Source organism: Arthrobacter sunyaminii (assembly GCF_018866305.1).
Lineage (GTDB): Bacteria > Actinomycetota > Actinomycetes > Actinomycetales > Micrococcaceae > Arthrobacter_B > Arthrobacter_B sunyaminii.
Map to the genome: position 1 here is coordinate 476,283 of NZ_CP076456.1, position 18,564 is coordinate 494,846.

Sequence of the window (18,564 nt, forward strand, 5' to 3'; positions counted from 1 at the left end):
GAGAACAGCTGAGCGTCACGGAGCCTAGGCTCCATCCGGTTCGCCGGAAGGGCGAACAGCCGTTTTGACAGACTCTGATCAGGGCGGTAAGATTGAAAAGTTGCTCCGGAGCGATGCAGAGCGGAAGATCCTTGGATCTGAGCCTGTTGGTGCCGGAAGCAGTCTGTTGTTTGAGAACTCAATAGTGTGCCAAGTTTATTGATACCAATTATTTTAATTGGTTGAACTGGTTGTTTCCGCCCACCCCGTGGGTTGGGAGCAGCTTTTTTAGCTGGTTTCGAATTTAGTGCAGGACTGTGCAGCCAATTTTCCTTGGCTCCGGTCTTGTGTCTGTAACACATTTACGGAGAGTTTGATCCTGGCTCAGGATGAACGCTGGCGGCGTGCTTAACACATGCAAGTCGAACGATGACTTTTGTGCTTGCACAAAATGATTAGTGGCGAACGGGTGAGTAACACGTGAGTAACCTGCCCTTAACTTCGGGATAAGCCTGGGAAACCGGGTCTAATACCGGATACGACGGATTCCCGCATGGGGGTCCGTGGAAAGCTTGATGCGGTTTTGGATGGACTCGCGGCCTATCAGCTAGTTGGTTGGGGTAATGGCCCACCAAGGCGACGACGGGTAGCCGGCCTGAGAGGGTGACCGGCCACACTGGGACTGAGACACGGCCCAGACTCCTACGGGAGGCAGCAGTGGGGAATATTGCACAATGGGCGAAAGCCTGATGCAGCGACGCCGCGTGAGGGACGAAGGCCTTCGGGTTGTAAACCTCTTTCAGCAGGGAAGAAGCGAAAGTGACGGTACCTGCAGAAGAAGCGCCGGCTAACTACGTGCCAGCAGCCGCGGTAATACGTAGGGCGCAAGCGTTATCCGGAATTATTGGGCGTAAAGAGCTCGTAGGCGGTTTGTCGCGTCTGCTGTGAAAGCCCGGGGCTCAACCCCGGGTCTGCAGTGGGTACGGGCAGACTAGAGTGCAGTAGGGGAGACTGGAATTCCTGGTGTAGCGGTGAAATGCGCAGATATCAGGAGGAACACCGATGGCGAAGGCAGGTCTCTGGGCTGTAACTGACGCTGAGGAGCGAAAGCATGGGGAGCGAACAGGATTAGATACCCTGGTAGTCCATGCCGTAAACGTTGGGCACTAGGTGTGGGGGACATTCCACGTTTTCCGCGCCGTAGCTAACGCATTAAGTGCCCCGCCTGGGGAGTACGGCCGCAAGGCTAAAACTCAAAGGAATTGACGGGGGCCCGCACAAGCGGCGGAGCATGCGGATTAATTCGATGCAACGCGAAGAACCTTACCAAGGCTTGACATGAACCGGAAAGGCCTGGAAACAGGTCCCCCACTTGTGGCCGGTTTACAGGTGGTGCATGGTTGTCGTCAGCTCGTGTCGTGAGATGTTGGGTTAAGTCCCGCAACGAGCGCAACCCTCGTTCTATGTTGCCAGCGGGTTATGCCGGGGACTCATAGGAGACTGCCGGGGTCAACTCGGAGGAAGGTGGGGACGACGTCAAATCATCATGCCCCTTATGTCTTGGGCTTCACGCATGCTACAATGGCCGGTACAAAGGGTTGCGATACTGTGAGGTGGAGCTAATCCCAAAAAGCCGGTCTCAGTTCGGATTGAGGTCTGCAACTCGACCTCATGAAGTTGGAGTCGCTAGTAATCGCAGATCAGCAACGCTGCGGTGAATACGTTCCCGGGCCTTGTACACACCGCCCGTCAAGTCACGAAAGTTGGTAACACCCGAAGCCGGTGGCCTAACCCCTTGTGGGAGGGAGCCGTCGAAGGTGGGACCGGCGATTGGGACTAAGTCGTAACAAGGTAGCCGTACCGGAAGGTGCGGCTGGATCACCTCCTTTCTAAGGAGCACCTCAAAGTTTTTCGTGTTCTTCCACAGTGTTGGATGCGGGCTTTGCAGGAGATGCCCATATCGGAAACATATGTTTTCCGGTGGGTGCTCAAGGGTGGAATATCAATAGGCAGGTGCCCGGCGTTGAGCCCGGCAGCACAGTACGTTCTTCCTTCGGGGAGGACTGGAAACGCTGCCGGTGTCTTCAAGTACCGGGTTTTTCCGTTTGGCACACTGTTGGGTCCTGAAATAACAGGACCGAAGAATTTCAAGCCTTCATTGGAGGGGTTGGAAGGGACACGGGTTCGTGTTGTTTCTGATTGTTCCTGCGCAGGCCCAAGACCGTCACGGTGAATACGTGGTGGTGGCGGGGTGTGACGGGGTTGTTGTTTGAGAACTACATAGTGGACGCGAGCATCTTAAAATTATTAAGTGCAATTTCAGATAAACCTGGTGACCGGTTTTTACCGGCCTCCATGGTTTTCTCGATAGCGATAATATTTATTGATCTTTGTGGTCAAGTTTTTAAGGGCACACGGTGGATGCCTTGGCATCAGGAGCCGAAGAAGGACGTAGGAATCTGCGATAAGCCTGGGGGAGTTGATAACCGAGCGTTGATCCCAGGATGTCCGAATGGGGAAACCCCGCCCGGCGCGCGAGTGACCGGGTGACCCGCATCTGAACACATAGGGTGCGTGGAGGGAACGTGGGGAAGTGAAACATCTCAGTACCCACAGGAAGAGAAAACAACAGTGATTCCGTTAGTAGTGGCGAGCGAACGCGGAAGAGGCTAAACCAGTGGTGTGTGATAGCCGGCGGGCGTTGCATCACTGGGGTTGCGGGACTTTCCGTACCGATTCTGCCGGATTGGTGAAGTGAGTGCAGATGCATAGGTGAACGGGTTTGAAAGCCCGGCCGTAGAGGGTGTTAGCCCGTAACCGGAATGTATGCTGCCGCTTGGAGAGGATCCCAAGTAGCACGGGGCCCGAGAAATCCCGTGCGAATCTGCCAGGACCACCTGGTAAGCCTAAATACTCCCTGATGACCGATAGCGGACAAGTACCGTGAGGGAAAGGTGAAAAGTACCCCGGGAGGGGAGTGAAACAGTACCTGAAACCGTGTGCCTACAATCCGTTGGAGCAGGGCAATGCCACTTGTGGTGTTGTGCTTGTGACAGCGTGCCTTTTGAAGAATGAGCCTGCGAGTTAGTGTTACGTCGCGAGGTTAACCCGTGAGGGGAAGCCGTAGCGAAAGCGAGTCTGAACAGGGCGATGCAGTGGCGTGATCTAGACCCGAAGCGGAGTGATCTACCCATGGCCAGGTTGAAGCGCGTGTAAGAGCGCGTGGAGGACCGAACCCACTTCAGTTGAAAATGGAGGGGATGAGCTGTGGGTAGGGGTGAAAGGCCAATCAAACTCCGTGATAGCTGGTTCTCCCCGAAATGCATTTAGGTGCAGCGTTGCGTGTTTCTTACCGGAGGTAGAGCTACTGGATGGCTAATGGGCCCTACAAGGTTACTGACGTCAGCCAAACTCCGAATGCCGGTAAGTGAGAGCGCAGCAGTGAGACTGTGGGGGATAAGCTTCATAGTCGAGAGGGAAACAGCCCAGACCACCAACTAAGGCCCCTAAGCGTGTGCTAAGTGGGAAAGGATGTGGAGTTGCTCAGACAACCAGGAGGTTGGCTTAGAAGCAGCCATCCTTGAAAGAGTGCGTAATAGCTCACTGGTCAAGTGATTCCGCGCCGACAATGTAGCGGGGCTCAAGTACACCGCCGAAGTTGTGGCATTCAAATATTAGCCAAGCGGATGGTTTATCCATTTTCGTTCAAGCGTTTGGATGGGTAGGGGAGCGTCGTGTGGGCAGTGAAGTCGCGGTGTAAACCAGCGGTGGAGCCTACACGAGTGAGAATGCAGGCATGAGTAGCGAAAGACGGGTGAGAAACCCGTCCGCCGAATGATCAAGGGTTCCAGGGTCAAGCTAATCTGCCCTGGGTAAGTCGGGACCTAAGGCGAGGCCGACAGGCGTAGTCGATGGACAACGGGTTGATATTCCCGTACCGGCGAAAAACCGCCAATACTGATCGGGGGATACTAACCGCCCAATACCTGACCGTTAGCCCTTGTGGCGACACGGTTTTTGGTGGAGCGCGGGACCTGATCCCGGGAGGTAAGCGTATTAACAGGTGTGACGCAGGAAGGTAGCCGGGCCGGGCGATGGTTGTCCTGGTCTAAGGATGTAGGGTCAGTGATAGGTAAATCCGTCACTGTGTCTTGAATGACGCACCTGAGATCTGACGGGACCCACTTTGGTGGGAATCCGGTGATCCTATGCTGCCTAGAAAAGCATCGGCGCGAGGTTTTAGCCGCCCGTACCCCAAACCGACACAGGTGATCAGGTAGAGAATACTAAGGCGATCGAGAGAATTATGGTTAAGGAACTCGGCAAAATGCCCCCGTAACTTCGGGAGAAGGGGGGCCCCAACCTTGATGGACACTTGCTGTCCGGAGGGGATCGGGCCGCAGAGACCAGGGGGAAGCGACTGTTTACTAAAAACACAGGTCCGTGCGAAGTCGCAAGACGATGTATACGGACTGACTCCTGCCCGGTGCTGGAAGGTTAAGAGGACCGGTTAGCCCTTACGGGCGAAGCTGGGAATTTAAGCCCCAGTAAACGGCGGTGGTAACTATAACCATCCTAAGGTAGCGAAATTCCTTGTCGGGTAAGTTCCGACCTGCACGAATGGAGTAACGACTTCCCCGCTGTCTCAACCATAAACTCGGCGAAATTGCAGTACGAGTAAAGATGCTCGTTACGCGCAGCAGGACGGAAAGACCCCGAGACCTTTACTATAGTTTGGTATTGGTGTTCGGTGTGGCTTGTGTAGGATAGGTGGGAGACTGTGAGACCCGGACGCCAGTTCGGGTGGAGTCATCGTTGAAATACCACTCTGGTCATACTGGATATCTAACTTCGGCCCGTAATCCGGGTCAGGGACAGTGCCTGATGGGTAGTTTAACTGGGGCGGTTGCCTCCTAAAGAGTAACGGAGGCGCCCAAAGGTTCCCTCAGCCTGGTTGGCAATCAGGTGGCGAGTGTAAGTGCACAAGGGAGCTTGACTGTGAGAGAGACATCTCGAGCAGGGACGAAAGTCGGGACTAGTGATCCGGCGGTACATTGTGGAATGGCCGTCGCTCAACGGATAAAAGGTACCTCGGGGATAACAGGCTGATCTTGCCCAAGAGTCCATATCGACGGCATGGTTTGGCACCTCGATGTCGGCTCGTCGCATCCTGGGGCTGGAGTAGGTCCCAAGGGTTGGGCTGTTCGCCCATTAAAGCGGTACGCGAGCTGGGTTTAGAACGTCGTGAGACAGTTCGGTCCCTATCCGCTGCGCGCGCAGGAAATTTGAGAAGGGCTGTCCTTAGTACGAGAGGACCGGGACGGACGAACCTCTGGTGTGTCAGTTGTACTGCCAAGTGCACCGCTGATTAGCTACGTTCGGATGGGATAACCGCTGAAAGCATCTAAGCGGGAAGCCCGCTTCGAGATGAGATTTCCATACACCTTGTGTGTGAGAGGCCCCCAGCCAGACCACTGGGTTGATAGGCCGGATGTGGAAGCGGGGACTAAAGACCCGTGAAGCTGACCGGTACTAATAGGCCGATAACTTACACCACACCACAGTCTGGGCAGGAAACGACTTCAAACGTTCCCGCCAAAGAAGGATTGTGTTGATCATGCTGCTTGCGTCCACTATGTGGTTCCCGGATAACAAACCCGTGTGTGGTTTGTCACCGTGGAACGAACCGCTGATTGTCCTTTCGGGGATGGTTGGGTGGTTTAGAATAAAAGAGAAGTGTTCATTCTTACGCGTGGATACTTTTTCATGACAGGCACTGTTGTTTGAGTGTTTGGTTGTGACCCATTGTTTTCCCCTCCACCAGGAGTAGTTGGCCGGTGGTGCGGGTGGTAGGGTTACGGCGGTCATAGCGTGGGGGAAACGCCCGGTCCCATTCCGAACCCGGAAGCTAAGACCCACTGCGCCGATGGTACTGCATCCGGGAGGGTGTGGGAGAGTAGGTCACCGCCGGACAATATTTCGGTAGAGAGAGTAAGGCCCCGCCATCGGCGGGGCCTTACTTGTTTAACCAGGATTCCTTCCCAGCCGGCGGTTTTGCCGGGTTACGGTTGCCCGGACGGGAGCCGTTGGCGCTGCCTTACCGCGCGGGATTGTCAAGCACATCTCAGCTATCACGCTTTTAACTTCAGTATCAGTAGATGATTCCTGCACTTCCCTTTGCACACGTTTCCCCACGAGGTAGCCTCACTGCTCACGGAGCCTCATATAAGTCTGTCCTCACCTGGGCTCTGCGGATGTCAAAGGGTCGAGCAGAAAGCGGGAAGCTAATGAGCGTGCGTCGCAGAACCGGCAGTGTCCGGAGGGGCAGTACCCCAGTATGGAGAGGCCGGGCCAGCGGCACGGGCATTGGGGTATTCGCCATCCTGTGTCTTCTGATGCAACTGGCATTGCCGGCACATGCCGTATTCAGCGGTGAATCCCCGGGCAACGAAGTCCCCTCGGACCTCACGGAGATCACAATGACCGGCACCGGACCGGGTCAGGGGGTGGCTGGCGGGCTGCCTCCTGCAGGTACGCCGTTCGACCCCACCACCGGGTATCCCACGGGCGTGCCGGCGGGCTATGAGACCCTCAATGAGGGGTTTGCCGGCATCATCACCACTGTTGACGCCGTCGGCAATACGCAGCAGATGTACTGCATCGACATTCGTACCTCCACCTACACCGGCCTGGGTTATGAGAGCGGCAGCTGGGACGAATCCAATGTGCCGAACATTGGTTACGTTAATCGGGTGCTGAACAGCTACTACCCGGATCAGCCGGGCCTGCCGGAGGCGCCGTCGGACAGCATTCGGGCAGCAGCGGTTCAGGCTGCTGTGTGGTTTTTCAGCGACGGCTACGTCCTAGCGGAAAACGATCCAGTCCGGCCGTACACGGCTCCGATTGTCGCCGCAGTACTCGCGGCAGGACCGCTGACCGAGCCGCCGGCCCCCAACGTAGCTATCGATCCGCCCACTGCGTCAGGCCCCACCGACGGAGTCACCGGGCCATTCACCATTACTTCCGATGCAGGCACCATCACCGTTGCGGTGCCGGAAGGCTACACCCTGTACACGGATCCGGCCGGTACGGCCCCGCTTGTTGGCACGACTGTCACCTCCGGCACTCAGCTGTGGGTGCGGAACGACAACCAAACCACGGATCCAGTTGATCTGACCGCCACAGCCGTGGTTCCTGTCCAGACAGGCAACGTCTACCTCTATGCCGGCAACAATCCCAGCGTCACCACTGCCCAGAAGCTCATCCTGGCAGCTGATGCGCAGATTGAGTCCAATGCACGGGCGACGGCCGAGTTCTTCGTTGCCGGCGACTTGACGGTCAGTAAGGCGTTTGCAGGTGAAGGAGCCGGGCTGCAGGGCGACATTTCCCTGGTGGTGGACTGCGGAGCATCCGGCGTCTTCACCTTCGAGATCCCCGCCGGCACGACTGAAACAGTGACTGAGACGGTCGCAGGACTTCCAGTAGGCACGGTCTGTTCAGTTACTGAACCCGTCACCGGATCAACGACGGAGGTAACAGTCACACCGGTGCTCCCGGAACCCGTGACCATCACTGACGGTGAGAACGTCCTTGCGGTTACCAACACGGTTCAGTACCTCCCGGGAGCGCTTAACGTCACCAAGACGATCGACGGGAACGCCGCAGGTCTGCAGTCGGAAATAGTTCTCGACGTTGTGTGCGGGTCCGTTCTGGACACCAGTGTTGTCATCCCGGCAGGCAGCGCGGCCGGGACCTACGGTGAAACCCTCACTGATATCCCGGCGGGGACGGAATGTACGGTGACGGAATCGAGCACTGGGGCGACGTCGGAGGTTACCGTGGAGGCCGGTGACCCGGTAACGGTCGTTATTGAGCCGGGAGCCACGGTAAGTGCAGGCCTGGCTAATACGGTGCAATATGCCAATGGATCTCTGCAAGTAACCAAAATCGTGGCCGGAAATGGCGCCGGAAAGCAGTCCGCGTCATACCTCAACGTGGTCTGCGGAAACGAGCTCGAGCAAGTGGTGCGGATCCCCGCTGAAACCCTGCCCGGTGAGTACGTGCAGGTCTTCGACGGCATCCCTGCCGGTACCGAGTGCACTGTCACCGAGCCCACGAACGGTGAGAACGGGAACGTCACTGTCGAGACGATTCTGCCCTACAGCGTCGTGATCGTGTCGGGTGAAACCGTAGACGCGACAGTCACTAATACCTACGCGGTTTTGGGTAAGGACACGCTGGCCAAGACCGGGGCAACCGCCACCGCACAGGTATCCCTTGCCGGAGCTGGCGCCGTCCTCATGGGCACACTGCTGGTGGCCGGGGCTGCACGACGGAGGAAGGAAATGGACTAGCAACAGGGGGCCACGTCTGAGTTCTTTATGCCGGCTATAGGCTGAAGAGCTGATGACCAGCCGGTAGAGCCCGTGGGCTCAACATTGTGGGTAGCTCTCCAAACCGGAGAGCTACCCACAGCTGTGTCATGGGAGAATAACCATGCGGCAGACAGCCAAGGGAAATTCCGAACAAAAGTGGCTTTGAAGGGCCGGAAAGCCGTTTGTTCACCGTGGTTGTTGGGACCCCGATCACAGCCCATGGGCCGATTTGCGGGTGGGTCAAAACCTGTGTAAAGTCTTCTAAGTCGCCGCGGCCGGGAGTTGGAAAACATCCCGAGCATGGCGGCCAAACCCCACCAAAAACATCCTGGTGATCCATCCTGCGCCTTACGGCCCGGGAGCGGAAAGCCGGAGCTTTTGCGCGGGGTCAGCCGGACAAAATGAAGCACACTTCGGGAATTACCCCGAATTGCCAAATACGGTCCGGATGAAATAGAATAAAGAAACACTGCAGCGAAGAGAAAAGAAAAACATTCTTTGTTTTTCCGAGTATTTCGGATGCATCTGTTGTTTGAGAACTCAATAGTGTGCCAAGTTTATTGATACCAATTATTTTAATTGGTTGAACTGGTTGTTTCCGCCCACCCCGTGGGTTGGGAGCAGCTTTTTTAGCTGGTTTCGAATTTAGTGCAGGACTGTGCAGCCAATTTTCCTTGGCTCCGGTCTTGTGTCTGTAACACATTTACGGAGAGTTTGATCCTGGCTCAGGATGAACGCTGGCGGCGTGCTTAACACATGCAAGTCGAACGATGACTTTTGTGCTTGCACAAAATGATTAGTGGCGAACGGGTGAGTAACACGTGAGTAACCTGCCCTTAACTTCGGGATAAGCCTGGGAAACCGGGTCTAATACCGGATACGACGGATTCCCGCATGGGGGTCCGTGGAAAGCTTGATGCGGTTTTGGATGGACTCGCGGCCTATCAGCTAGTTGGTTGGGGTAATGGCCCACCAAGGCGACGACGGGTAGCCGGCCTGAGAGGGTGACCGGCCACACTGGGACTGAGACACGGCCCAGACTCCTACGGGAGGCAGCAGTGGGGAATATTGCACAATGGGCGAAAGCCTGATGCAGCGACGCCGCGTGAGGGACGAAGGCCTTCGGGTTGTAAACCTCTTTCAGCAGGGAAGAAGCGAAAGTGACGGTACCTGCAGAAGAAGCGCCGGCTAACTACGTGCCAGCAGCCGCGGTAATACGTAGGGCGCAAGCGTTATCCGGAATTATTGGGCGTAAAGAGCTCGTAGGCGGTTTGTCGCGTCTGCTGTGAAAGCCCGGGGCTCAACCCCGGGTCTGCAGTGGGTACGGGCAGACTAGAGTGCAGTAGGGGAGACTGGAATTCCTGGTGTAGCGGTGAAATGCGCAGATATCAGGAGGAACACCGATGGCGAAGGCAGGTCTCTGGGCTGTAACTGACGCTGAGGAGCGAAAGCATGGGGAGCGAACAGGATTAGATACCCTGGTAGTCCATGCCGTAAACGTTGGGCACTAGGTGTGGGGGACATTCCACGTTTTCCGCGCCGTAGCTAACGCATTAAGTGCCCCCCTGGGGAGTACGGCCGCAAGGCTAAAACTCAAAGGAATTGACGGGGGCCCGCACAAGCGGCGGAGCATGCGGATTAATTCGATGCAACGCGAAGAACCTTACCAAGGCTTGACATGAACCGGAAAGGCCTGGAAACAGGTCCCCCACTTGTGGCCGGTTTACAGGTGGTGCATGGTTGTCGTCAGCTCGTGTCGTGAGATGTTGGGTTAAGTCCCGCAACGAGCGCAACCCTCGTTCTATGTTGCCAGCGGGTTATGCCGGGGACTCATAGGAGACTGCCGGGTCAACTCGGAGGAAGGTGGGGACGACGTCAAATCATCATGCCCCTTATGTCTTGGGCTTCACGCATGCTACAATGGCCGGTACAAAGGGTTGCGATACTGTGAGGTGGAGCTAATCCCAAAAAGCCGGTCTCAGTTCGGATTGAGGTCTGCAACTCGACCTCATGAAGTTGGAGTCGCTAGTAATCGCAGATCAGCAACGCTGCGGTGAATACGTTCCCGGGCCTTGTACACACCGCCCGTCAAGTCACGAAAGTTGGTAACACCCGAAGCCGGTGGCCTAACCCCTTGTGGGAGGGAGCCGTCGAAGGTGGGACCGGCGATTGGGACTAAGTCGTAACAAGGTAGCCGTACCGGAAGGTGCGGCTGGATCACCTCCTTTCTAAGGAGCACCTCAAAGTTTTTCGTGTTCTTCCACAGTGTTGGATGCGGGCTTTGCAGGAGATGCCCATATCGGAAACATATGTTTTCCGGTGGGTGCTCAAGGGTGGAATATCAATAGGCAGGTGCCCGGCGTTGAGCCCGGCAGCACAGTACGTTCTTCCTTCGGGGAGGACTGGAAACGCTGCCGGTGTCTTCAAGTACCGGGTTTTTCCGTTTGGCACACTGTTGGGTCCTGAAATAACAGGACCGAAGAATTTCAAGCCTTCATTGGAGGGGTTGGAAGGGACACGGGTTCGTGTTGTTTCTGATTGTTCCTGCGCAGGCCCAAGACCGTCACGGTGAATACGTGGTGGTGGCGGGGTGTGACGGGGTTGTTGTTAGAACTACATAGTGGACGCGAGCATCTTAAAATTATTAAGTGCAATTTTAAACCTGGTGACCGGTTTTTACCGGCCTCCATGGTTTTCTCGATAGCGATAATATTTATTGATCTTTGTGGTCAAGTTTTTAAGGGCACACGGTGGATGCCTTGGCATCAGGAGCCGAAGAAGGACGTAGGAATCTGCGATAAGCCTGGGGGAGTTGATAACCGAGCGTTGATCCCAGGATGTCCGAATGGGGAAACCCCGCCCGGCGCGCGAGTGACCGGGTGACCCGCATCTGAACACATAGGGTGCGTGGAGGGAACGTGGGGAAGTGAAACATCTCAGTACCCACAGGAAGAGAAAACAACAGTGATTCCGTTAGTAGTGGCGAGCGAACGCGGAAGAGGCTAAACCAGTGGTGTGTGATAGCCGGCGGGCGTTGCATCACTGGGGTTGCGGGACTTTCCGTACCGATTCTGCCGGATTGGTGAAGTGAGTGCAGATGCATAGGTGAACGGGTTTGAAAGCCCGGCCGTAGAGGGTGTTAGCCCCGTAACCGGAATGTATGCTGCCGCTTGGAGAGGATCCCAAGTAGCACGGGGCCCGAGAAATCCCGTGCGAATCTGCCAGGACCACCTGGTAAGCCTAAATACTCCCTGATGACCGATAGCGGACAAGTACCGTGAGGGAAAGGTGAAAAGTACCCCGGGAGGGGAGTGAAACAGTACCTGAAACCGTGTGCCTACAATCCGTTGGAGCAGGGCAATGCCACTTGTGGTGTTGTGCTTGTGACAGCGTGCCTTTTGAAGAATGAGCCTGCGAGTTAGTGTTACGTCGCGAGGTTAACCCGTGAGGGGAAGCCGTAGCGAAAGCGAGTCTGAACAGGGCGATGCAGTGGCGTGATCTAGACCCGAAGCGGAGTGATCTACCCATGGCCAGGTTGAAGCGCGTGTAAGAGCGCGTGGAGGACCGAACCCACTTCAGTTGAAAATGGAGGGGATGAGCTGTGGGTAGGGGTGAAAGGCCAATCAAACTCCGTGATAGCTGGTTCTCCCCGAAATGCATTTAGGTGCAGCGTTGCGTGTTTCTTACCGGAGGTAGAGCTACTGGATGGCTAATGGGCCCTACAAGGTTACTGACGTCAGCCAAACTCCGAATGCCGGTAAGTGAGAGCGCAGCAGTGACTGTGGGGGATAAGCTTCATAGTCGAGAGGGAAACAGCCCAGACCACCAACTAAGGCCCCTAAGCGTGTGCTAAGTGGGAAAGGATGTGGAGTTGCTCAGACAACCAGGAGGTTGGCTTAGAAGCAGCCATCCTTGAAAGAGTGCGTAATAGCTCACTGGTCAAGTGATTCCGCGCCGACAATGTAGCGGGGCTCAAGTACACCGCCGAAGTTGTGGCATTCAAATATTAGCCAAGCGGATGGTTTATCCATTTTCGTTCAAGCGTTTGGATGGGTAGGGGAGCGTCGTGTGGGCAGTGAAGTCGCGGTGTAAACCAGCGGTGGAGCCTACACGAGTGAGAATGCAGGCATGAGTAGCGAAAGACGGGTGAGAAACCCGTCCGCCGAATGATCAAGGGTTCCAGGGTCAAGCTAATCTGCCCTGGGTAAGTCGGGACCTAAGGCGAGGCCGACAGGCGTAGTCGATGGACAACGGGTTGATATTCCCGTACCGGCGAAAAACCGCCAATACTGATCGGGGGATACTAACCGCCCAATACCTGACCGTTAGCCCTTGTGGCGACACGGTTTTTGGTGGAGCGCGGGACCTGATCCCGGGAGGTAAGCGTATTAACAGGTGTGACGCAGGAAGGTAGCCGGGCCGGGCGATGGTTGTCCTGGTCTAAGGATGTAGGGTCAGTGATAGGTAAATCCGTCACTGTGTCTTGGATGACGCACCTGAGATCTGACGGGACCCACTTTGGTGGGAATCCGGTGATCCTATGCTGCCTAGAAAAGCATCGGCGCGAGGTTTTAGCCGCCCGTACCCCAAACCGACACAGGTGATCAGGTAGAGAATACTAAGGCGATCGAGAGAATTATGGTTAAGGAACTCGGCAAAATGCCCCCGTAACTTCGGGAGAAGGGGGGCCCCAACCTTGATGGACACTTGCTGTCCGGAGGGGATCGGGGCCGCAGAGACCAGGGGGAAGCGACTGTTTACTAAAAACACAGGTCCGTGCGAAGTCGCAAGACGATGTATACGGACTGACTCCTGCCCGGTGCTGGAAGGTTAAGAGGACCGGTTAGCCCTTACGGGCGAAGCTGGGAATTTAAGCCCCAGTAAACGGCGGTGGTAACTATAACCATCCTAAGGTAGCGAAATTCCTTGTCGGGTAAGTTCCGACCTGCACGAATGGAGTAACGACTTCCCCGCTGTCTCAACCATAAACTCGGCGAAATTGCAGTACGAGTAAAGATGCTCGTTACGCGCAGCAGGACGGAAAGACCCCGAGACCTTTACTATAGTTTGGTATTGGTGTTCGGTGTGGCTTGTGTAGGATAGGTGGGAGACTGTGAGACCCGGACGCCAGTTCGGGTGGAGTCATCGTTGAAATACCACTCTGGTCATACTGGATATCTAACTTCGGCCCGTAATCCGGGTCAGGGACAGTGCCTGATGGGTAGTTTAACTGGGGCGGTTGCCTCCTAAAGAGTAACGGAGGCGCCCAAAGGTTCCCTCAGCCTGGTTGGCAATCAGGTGGCGAGTGTAAGTGCACAAGGGAGCTTGACTGTGAGAGAGACATCTCGAGCAGGGACGAAAGTCGGGACTAGTGATCCGGCGGTACATTGTGGAATGGCCGTCGCTCAACGGATAAAAGGTACCTCGGGGATAACAGGCTGATCTTGCCCAAGAGTCCATATCGACGGCATGGTTTGGCACCTCGATGTCGGCTCGTCGCATCCTGGGGCTGGAGTAGGTCCCAAGGGTTGGGCTGTTCGCCCATTAAAGCGGTACGCGAGCTGGGTTTAGAACGTCGTGAGACAGTTCGGTCCCTATCCGCTGCGCGCGCAGGAAATTTGAGAAGGGCTGTCCTTAGTACGAGAGGACCGGGACGGACGAACCTCTGGTGTGTCAGTTGTACTGCCAAGTGCACCGCTGATTAGCTACGTTCGGATGGGATAACCGCTGAAAGCATCTAAGCGGGAAGCCCGCTTCGAGATGAGATTTCCATACACCTTGTGTGTGAGAGGCCCCCAGCCAGACCACTGGGTTGATAGGCCGGATGTGGAAGCGGGGACTAAAGACCCGTGAAGCTGACCGGTACTAATAGGCCGATAACTTACACCACACCACAGTCTGGGCAGGAAACGACTTCAAACGTTCCCGCCAAAGAAGGATTGTGTTGATCATGCTGCTTGCGTCCACTATGTGGTTCCCGGATAACAAACCCGTGTGTGGTTTGTCACCGTGGAACGAACCGCTGATTGTCCTTTCGGGGATGGTTGGGTGGTTTAGAATAAAAGAGAAGTGTTCATTCTTACGCGTGGATACTTTTTCATGACAGGCACTGTTGTTTGAGTGTTTGGTTGTGACCCATTGTTTTCCCCTCCACCAGGAGTAGTTGGCCGGTGGTGCGGGTAGAAGGGTTACGGCGGTCATAGCGTGGGGGAAACGCCCGGTCCCATTCCGAACCCGGAAGCTAAGACCCACTGCGCCGATGGTACTGCATCCGGGAGGGTGTGGGAGAGTAGGTCACCGCCGGACAATATTTCGGTAGAGAGGTTGAGGCCCGTATCTTTTGGTACGGGCCTCAACTGTTTAACAGGCCTGGTCTAACCCATCGACTATCTGACCCATCAACTGTCTAACCCATCGACTATCTGACAATGGCGTCCAGAGCCCTTGCCCACGGCGCTGAGCGGCGGTTGCCGGCCGGCGGCCGGCAGGGACATCGGCGCTAGGCTTGGATGATGAATTCCTCTCTCTTTTCACATGCTGAGCAGCCCGAGCCGGCAAAGGAAACTATTTCAGTGCCGGACATCGTCGTGGAACGGAGAGTTCCACGCGAATTGCACGAGGCCTTCAACGGTTTCACTGAATACGTACACCTGTGGTGGCCGGAGGAGCACACGCAATTTGGCGAAGGAACCCATCCGGAGTTCGAATCAGACGCCCTGACGGAAACCGGCCCAGCGGGAGAATCTGCCGTGTGGGCGACGGTGGCCAAAAGAGTGCAGGACTCTCAGCTTCTGCTGGGTTGGATGGGGCGGCATAGCCCGCAGACCCCAACCTCGGTGCAGATCAGCTTCAGTTCAGCAGACGGGACAAGCACCCTTGTCACCCTCACGCATTCCGGCTTCAACATGGTGGCGGATCCGGTGAAGACCCAGGATGAGTTCTCCGTATTCTGGCCGCAGGTTTTGGACCGTTACGCTCGCTTCATGGGTGCCCGGTAGCATCCTCGTATGACCGCAGACACGCTTCTTGACCTATCCCGCTCCCTGACCGGCATCGAGATGGACACCGCGCCTCAGACGCTGGCAGCCTATGGAAGCGATCAGGGACCGGTCCTGGAGTACGTCAACCCTTTGGCGGTTGTGTGGGCCCGCTCCGTTGAGCAGGTCCAGCAGATTCTGCGCTGGGCTTCGCGTACCGGCACCACAGTGGTTCCCCGCGGTGCCGGGACCGGGGTGTCCGGTGGGGCCCATGCCACGGCCGGATGCATTGTCCTCAGCCTGGAGCGGATGAACAGGATCCTCGAAATTCGGCCGGAGGATGAACTGGCCATAGTGGAACCGGGGGTCATCAACGCAGACCTCAACGCTGCTGCGGCCGAATTCGGGCTGATGTACGCACCTGATCCCGCAAGCTACCGCGTGTCCACCGTCGGCGGAAATGTTGCGACCAACGCCGGAGGGCTGCGCTGCGCTAAATACGGCGTGACACGGGACTCTGTCCTCTCCCTCGACGTCGTCCTGGCCGACGGAACGCTCATCAGCACGGGCCAGGAAACGTTTAAGGGGGTGGCCGGGTACGACTTGACCAGCCTTTTCACCGGCTCCGAAGGGACACTGGGAGTAGTGGTGGGGATAACCGTGCGGCTGCGCTACCTCCCCGTGGATGTCTGCACGATCGCCGGATTCTTCCCTGACATCGAAAGCGCTGCAGCCGGGGTGCTGGCGGTGGGCCGCGCGCGGGTGCAGCCGGCGATCATGGAACTGCTCGACGCCGAGACCATGGTGGCGCTGGACACCGCCCACGGCTCCAACCTGCGCTCCCGCGGCGCTGCTCTGCTCCTCATCCAGACGGACGGGTACGGCGCCGCGGCCGAGGCCGACGTCGTGCGTTCAGTGCTGGGCGAGCTGGGCGGGCAGATCAGCCTGGAGGGATCGGAGGAGGCACTGCAACTGGTTGACCTTCGCCGCCACAGCCGCGGAGACGCCATCCACACCGAACACCGGGTGGGGGAGGACGTTGCGGTGCCGCGCTCCCGGCTGGTCTCCTATATCGCCGAATTGAACCGCATGGCACGCGAGCATGAGGTGCGGCTGAAAGTGGTGGCACATGCGGGAGACGGAAATCTTCATCCCACCTTCTGGGTGGACAAAACCGAGGGCAGCGCCGGCCTTCAACGGCTGGACGCTGCCCTCGATGAATCCATAGCCCTTGCCCTGGCGATGGGAGGCACCATCACCGGTGAACACGGGGTGGGCCAGTTCAAGCTCCGCTGGCTGGCGCAGGAGCAGCAGGAACAAGTCCTGGAACTGCAGCGCCGCATCAAGGCGGTGTTTGACCCGGCGGGGATCCTCAACCCGGGGAAAGCGATCCTCACCAGCTGAGAGCATCCCCCCGGCAGTACCCTGTGTCTCCTGCGACACCTTAGGCCAGTCGAAGCCACACAGTGCAGTTCGGACGGATTTTGGTTCCTTCCAGAGCGGAAGCCGAACTCATGGCAAGCACCGGGAGCTCCGGCAGCTGGATTGGGTTGTCTCCCATGTTCATGGCGACCAGGACGTTTCCGTTGACGAAGGCCACCAGGCCTTCGGCGTCATGCTCCGGCCACCACGCGAGCGACCCGGCGCCCAGCGCCAGCTCACGGCGAATCTCCAGTGCCGTGCGGTACATGTTCAGCGACGAGAACTGGTCCCTGCGCTGGATGTCCCGTGAATGCCGGCCCCAGTAGCCCGGCTGCGGCAGCCAGGTTTGTCCTGAGGAGCTGAACCCGAAGGACGGTTCGTGTACTCGCCAGGGCAGAGGCACGCGGCTGCCGTCGCGGCCCACCCTAACCCCTGCTGTGCGGTGATAAGTGGGATCCTGCCGGAACTCGTCAGGCATCAAGGTATGGTCCGGGAGGCCGAGCTCCTCGCCCTGATACAGATACACTCCGCCGGGCAATGCCAGCATCAGCATGGTGGCAGCCCGTGCCCGCGCCGCACCCAGCTGATAGTGCGGCTGGGCGTCGTTGGGCCCGATGCCGTCACCGCTGCGCAGATTATTGGCTTCCAGGCCGAAGCGGGACACATGCCGGACGACGTCGTGGTTGGACAGCACCCAAGTGGTGGGAGCGCCTACCTTGTCGAAGGCCCGCAGTGAGGAATCGATAATCTCCCGCAACTTCTCGGGGTTCCACGGATGGGTCAGATACGCAAAGTTGAAGGCCTGCTGCATTTCATCCGAGCGGACCCAGTCCGTCAGCCGGTCCAGCGGGTCAACGTTGGCTTCGGCGCACAGGACACGGTCGCCGTCGTACTCGTCAAGGAGCTTCCGCCAGGACCTAAAGATGTCGTGGATGCCCGGCTGGCCAAACATGGGCGTGTCATATCCGGGGAAACCTTCGGAGGAGGCGCCGTCGGCCTTCCCGCCCCAGTCAGGCAGCCCGGATTTCTTGATCAGTGCATGCGCCACATCCACCCGGAAACCGCCCACGCCGCGATCTAGCCAGAACCGCAGGATGCGCTCAAACTCTTCCCTGACCGCAGGATTGTCCCAGTTAAAGTCCGGCTGGGAGGTGTCGAAGAGATGCAGATACCACTGGCCCGGGGTTCCGTCCGGGTTGGCGATCCGGGTCCACGCTGGTCCGCCAAAGTGGGACTGCCAGTTGTTGGGCGGATTTTCGCCGTTCTCGCCGGTTCCGTCCCGGAAGATAAACATGTCGCGCTCCGGCGACCCGGGCTCCGCGGCGAGTGCTGCTTGGAACAGGGGATGCTGGTCGGAGCAGTGGTTGGGTACCAGATCCACGATGACCCGTATGCCATACTCGCCGGCTTTGGCCACCAGGGCGTCGAAATCCTCCATGGTGCCGAAGATCGGGTCCACCGAGCAGTAATCTGCGACGTCGTAACCGGCATCCTTCTGTGGAGACCGATAGAAGGGTGAGAGCCAGATGGCATCGATCGCGAGTTCAGCCAGGGCCGGGATTTCCGCGGTAATGCCGGGCAGGTCGCCAACCCCGTCACCGCGCAGATCCCGGAAGGACCGTGGATAGATCTGGTAGATCACCGAGGAACGCCACCACTCGCTGCCAGGCTGGCCGTCATGGACCGGAACAGTCCTCAGCGCACCTCCCTGGGAAGGGAAAACTGCTGATGCGGACATCTCTGAGGAGGATCCTCCTGTCTCGGGAAGGTTTTTAATAAGTTCCATCGACACTATTAAACGCAACAGCTGC

At 57.3% G+C, this 18,564-nt stretch carries 4 protein-coding genes and 6 rRNA genes; 9 read left to right on the forward strand and 1 reads right to left on the reverse strand.

From position 1 onward, the window contains the following. The first annotated feature begins 340 nt into the window (after positions 1 to 340). From KG104_RS02210 to KG104_RS02250, 9 genes are all read left to right on the forward strand, one after another. Positions 341 to 1,868, forward strand: a 16S ribosomal RNA gene (locus KG104_RS02210). A 505-nt stretch (positions 1,869 to 2,373) separates the two neighbouring features. Further along, positions 2,374 to 5,536, forward strand: a 23S ribosomal RNA gene (locus KG104_RS02215). A gap of 299 nt (positions 5,537 to 5,835) precedes the next feature. Then, a 5S ribosomal RNA gene (gene rrf, locus KG104_RS02220) occupies positions 5,836 to 5,952 on the forward strand. The 16S, 23S and 5S rRNA genes sit together here, the layout of an rRNA operon. A 422-nt stretch (positions 5,953 to 6,374) precedes the next feature. Continuing rightward, the gene (locus KG104_RS02225; protein ID WP_207348665.1) at positions 6,375 to 8,333 is read left to right on the forward strand and encodes a thioester domain-containing protein; all 1,959 of its coding nucleotides are present in this window, start codon (positions 6,375 to 6,377) and stop codon (positions 8,331 to 8,333) included. A 723-nt stretch (positions 8,334 to 9,056) separates the two neighbouring features. After that, a 16S ribosomal RNA gene (locus KG104_RS02230) occupies positions 9,057 to 10,582 on the forward strand. Between the two features lie 499 nt (positions 10,583 to 11,081). Continuing rightward, a 23S ribosomal RNA gene (locus tag KG104_RS02235) occupies positions 11,082 to 14,244 on the forward strand. Between the two features lie 299 nt (positions 14,245 to 14,543). Next, positions 14,544 to 14,660: ribosomal RNA gene (gene rrf, locus KG104_RS02240) — 5S ribosomal RNA — on the forward strand. Positions 14,661 to 14,866: 206 nt separating this feature from the next. Further along, entirely contained in the window at positions 14,867 to 15,352 is a 486-nt protein-coding gene (locus KG104_RS02245; RefSeq protein WP_207348474.1) for an SRPBCC family protein, read from the forward strand. Between the two features lie 60 nt (positions 15,353 to 15,412). Beyond that, positions 15,413 to 16,735, forward strand: coding sequence for an FAD-binding oxidoreductase (locus KG104_RS02250; RefSeq protein ID WP_237687281.1), 1,323 nt, complete (start codon positions 15,413 to 15,415; stop codon positions 16,733 to 16,735). Positions 16,736 to 16,775: 40 nt separating this feature from the next. Here the strand turns inward: KG104_RS02250 and KG104_RS02255 are convergent, their stop codons facing one another. Next, positions 16,776 to 18,491 carry a glycoside hydrolase family 13 protein gene (locus KG104_RS02255; protein WP_207348476.1) on the reverse strand — a complete coding sequence of 572 codons (1,716 nt, stop codon included), beginning with the start codon at positions 18,489 to 18,491 and terminating at the stop codon, positions 16,776 to 16,778. Positions 18,492 to 18,564: the final 73 nt, after the last annotated feature.

Excerpts from the sequence above, each read along its gene's own strand:
- KG104_RS02225 (WP_207348665.1), top strand. The coding sequence starts at position 6,375 with ATGCAACTGGCATTGCCGGCACATGCCGTATTCAGCGGTGAATCCCCG.
- KG104_RS02245 (WP_207348474.1), top strand. The coding sequence starts at position 14,867 with ATGAATTCCTCTCTCTTTTCACATGCTGAGCAGCCCGAGCCGGCAAAG.
- KG104_RS02250 (WP_237687281.1), top strand. The coding sequence starts at position 15,413 with ATGGACACCGCGCCTCAGACGCTGGCAGCCTATGGAAGCGATCAGGGA.
- KG104_RS02255 (WP_207348476.1), bottom strand. The coding sequence starts at position 18,491 with ATGTCCGCATCAGCAGTTTTCCCTTCCCAGGGAGGTGCGCTGAGGACT.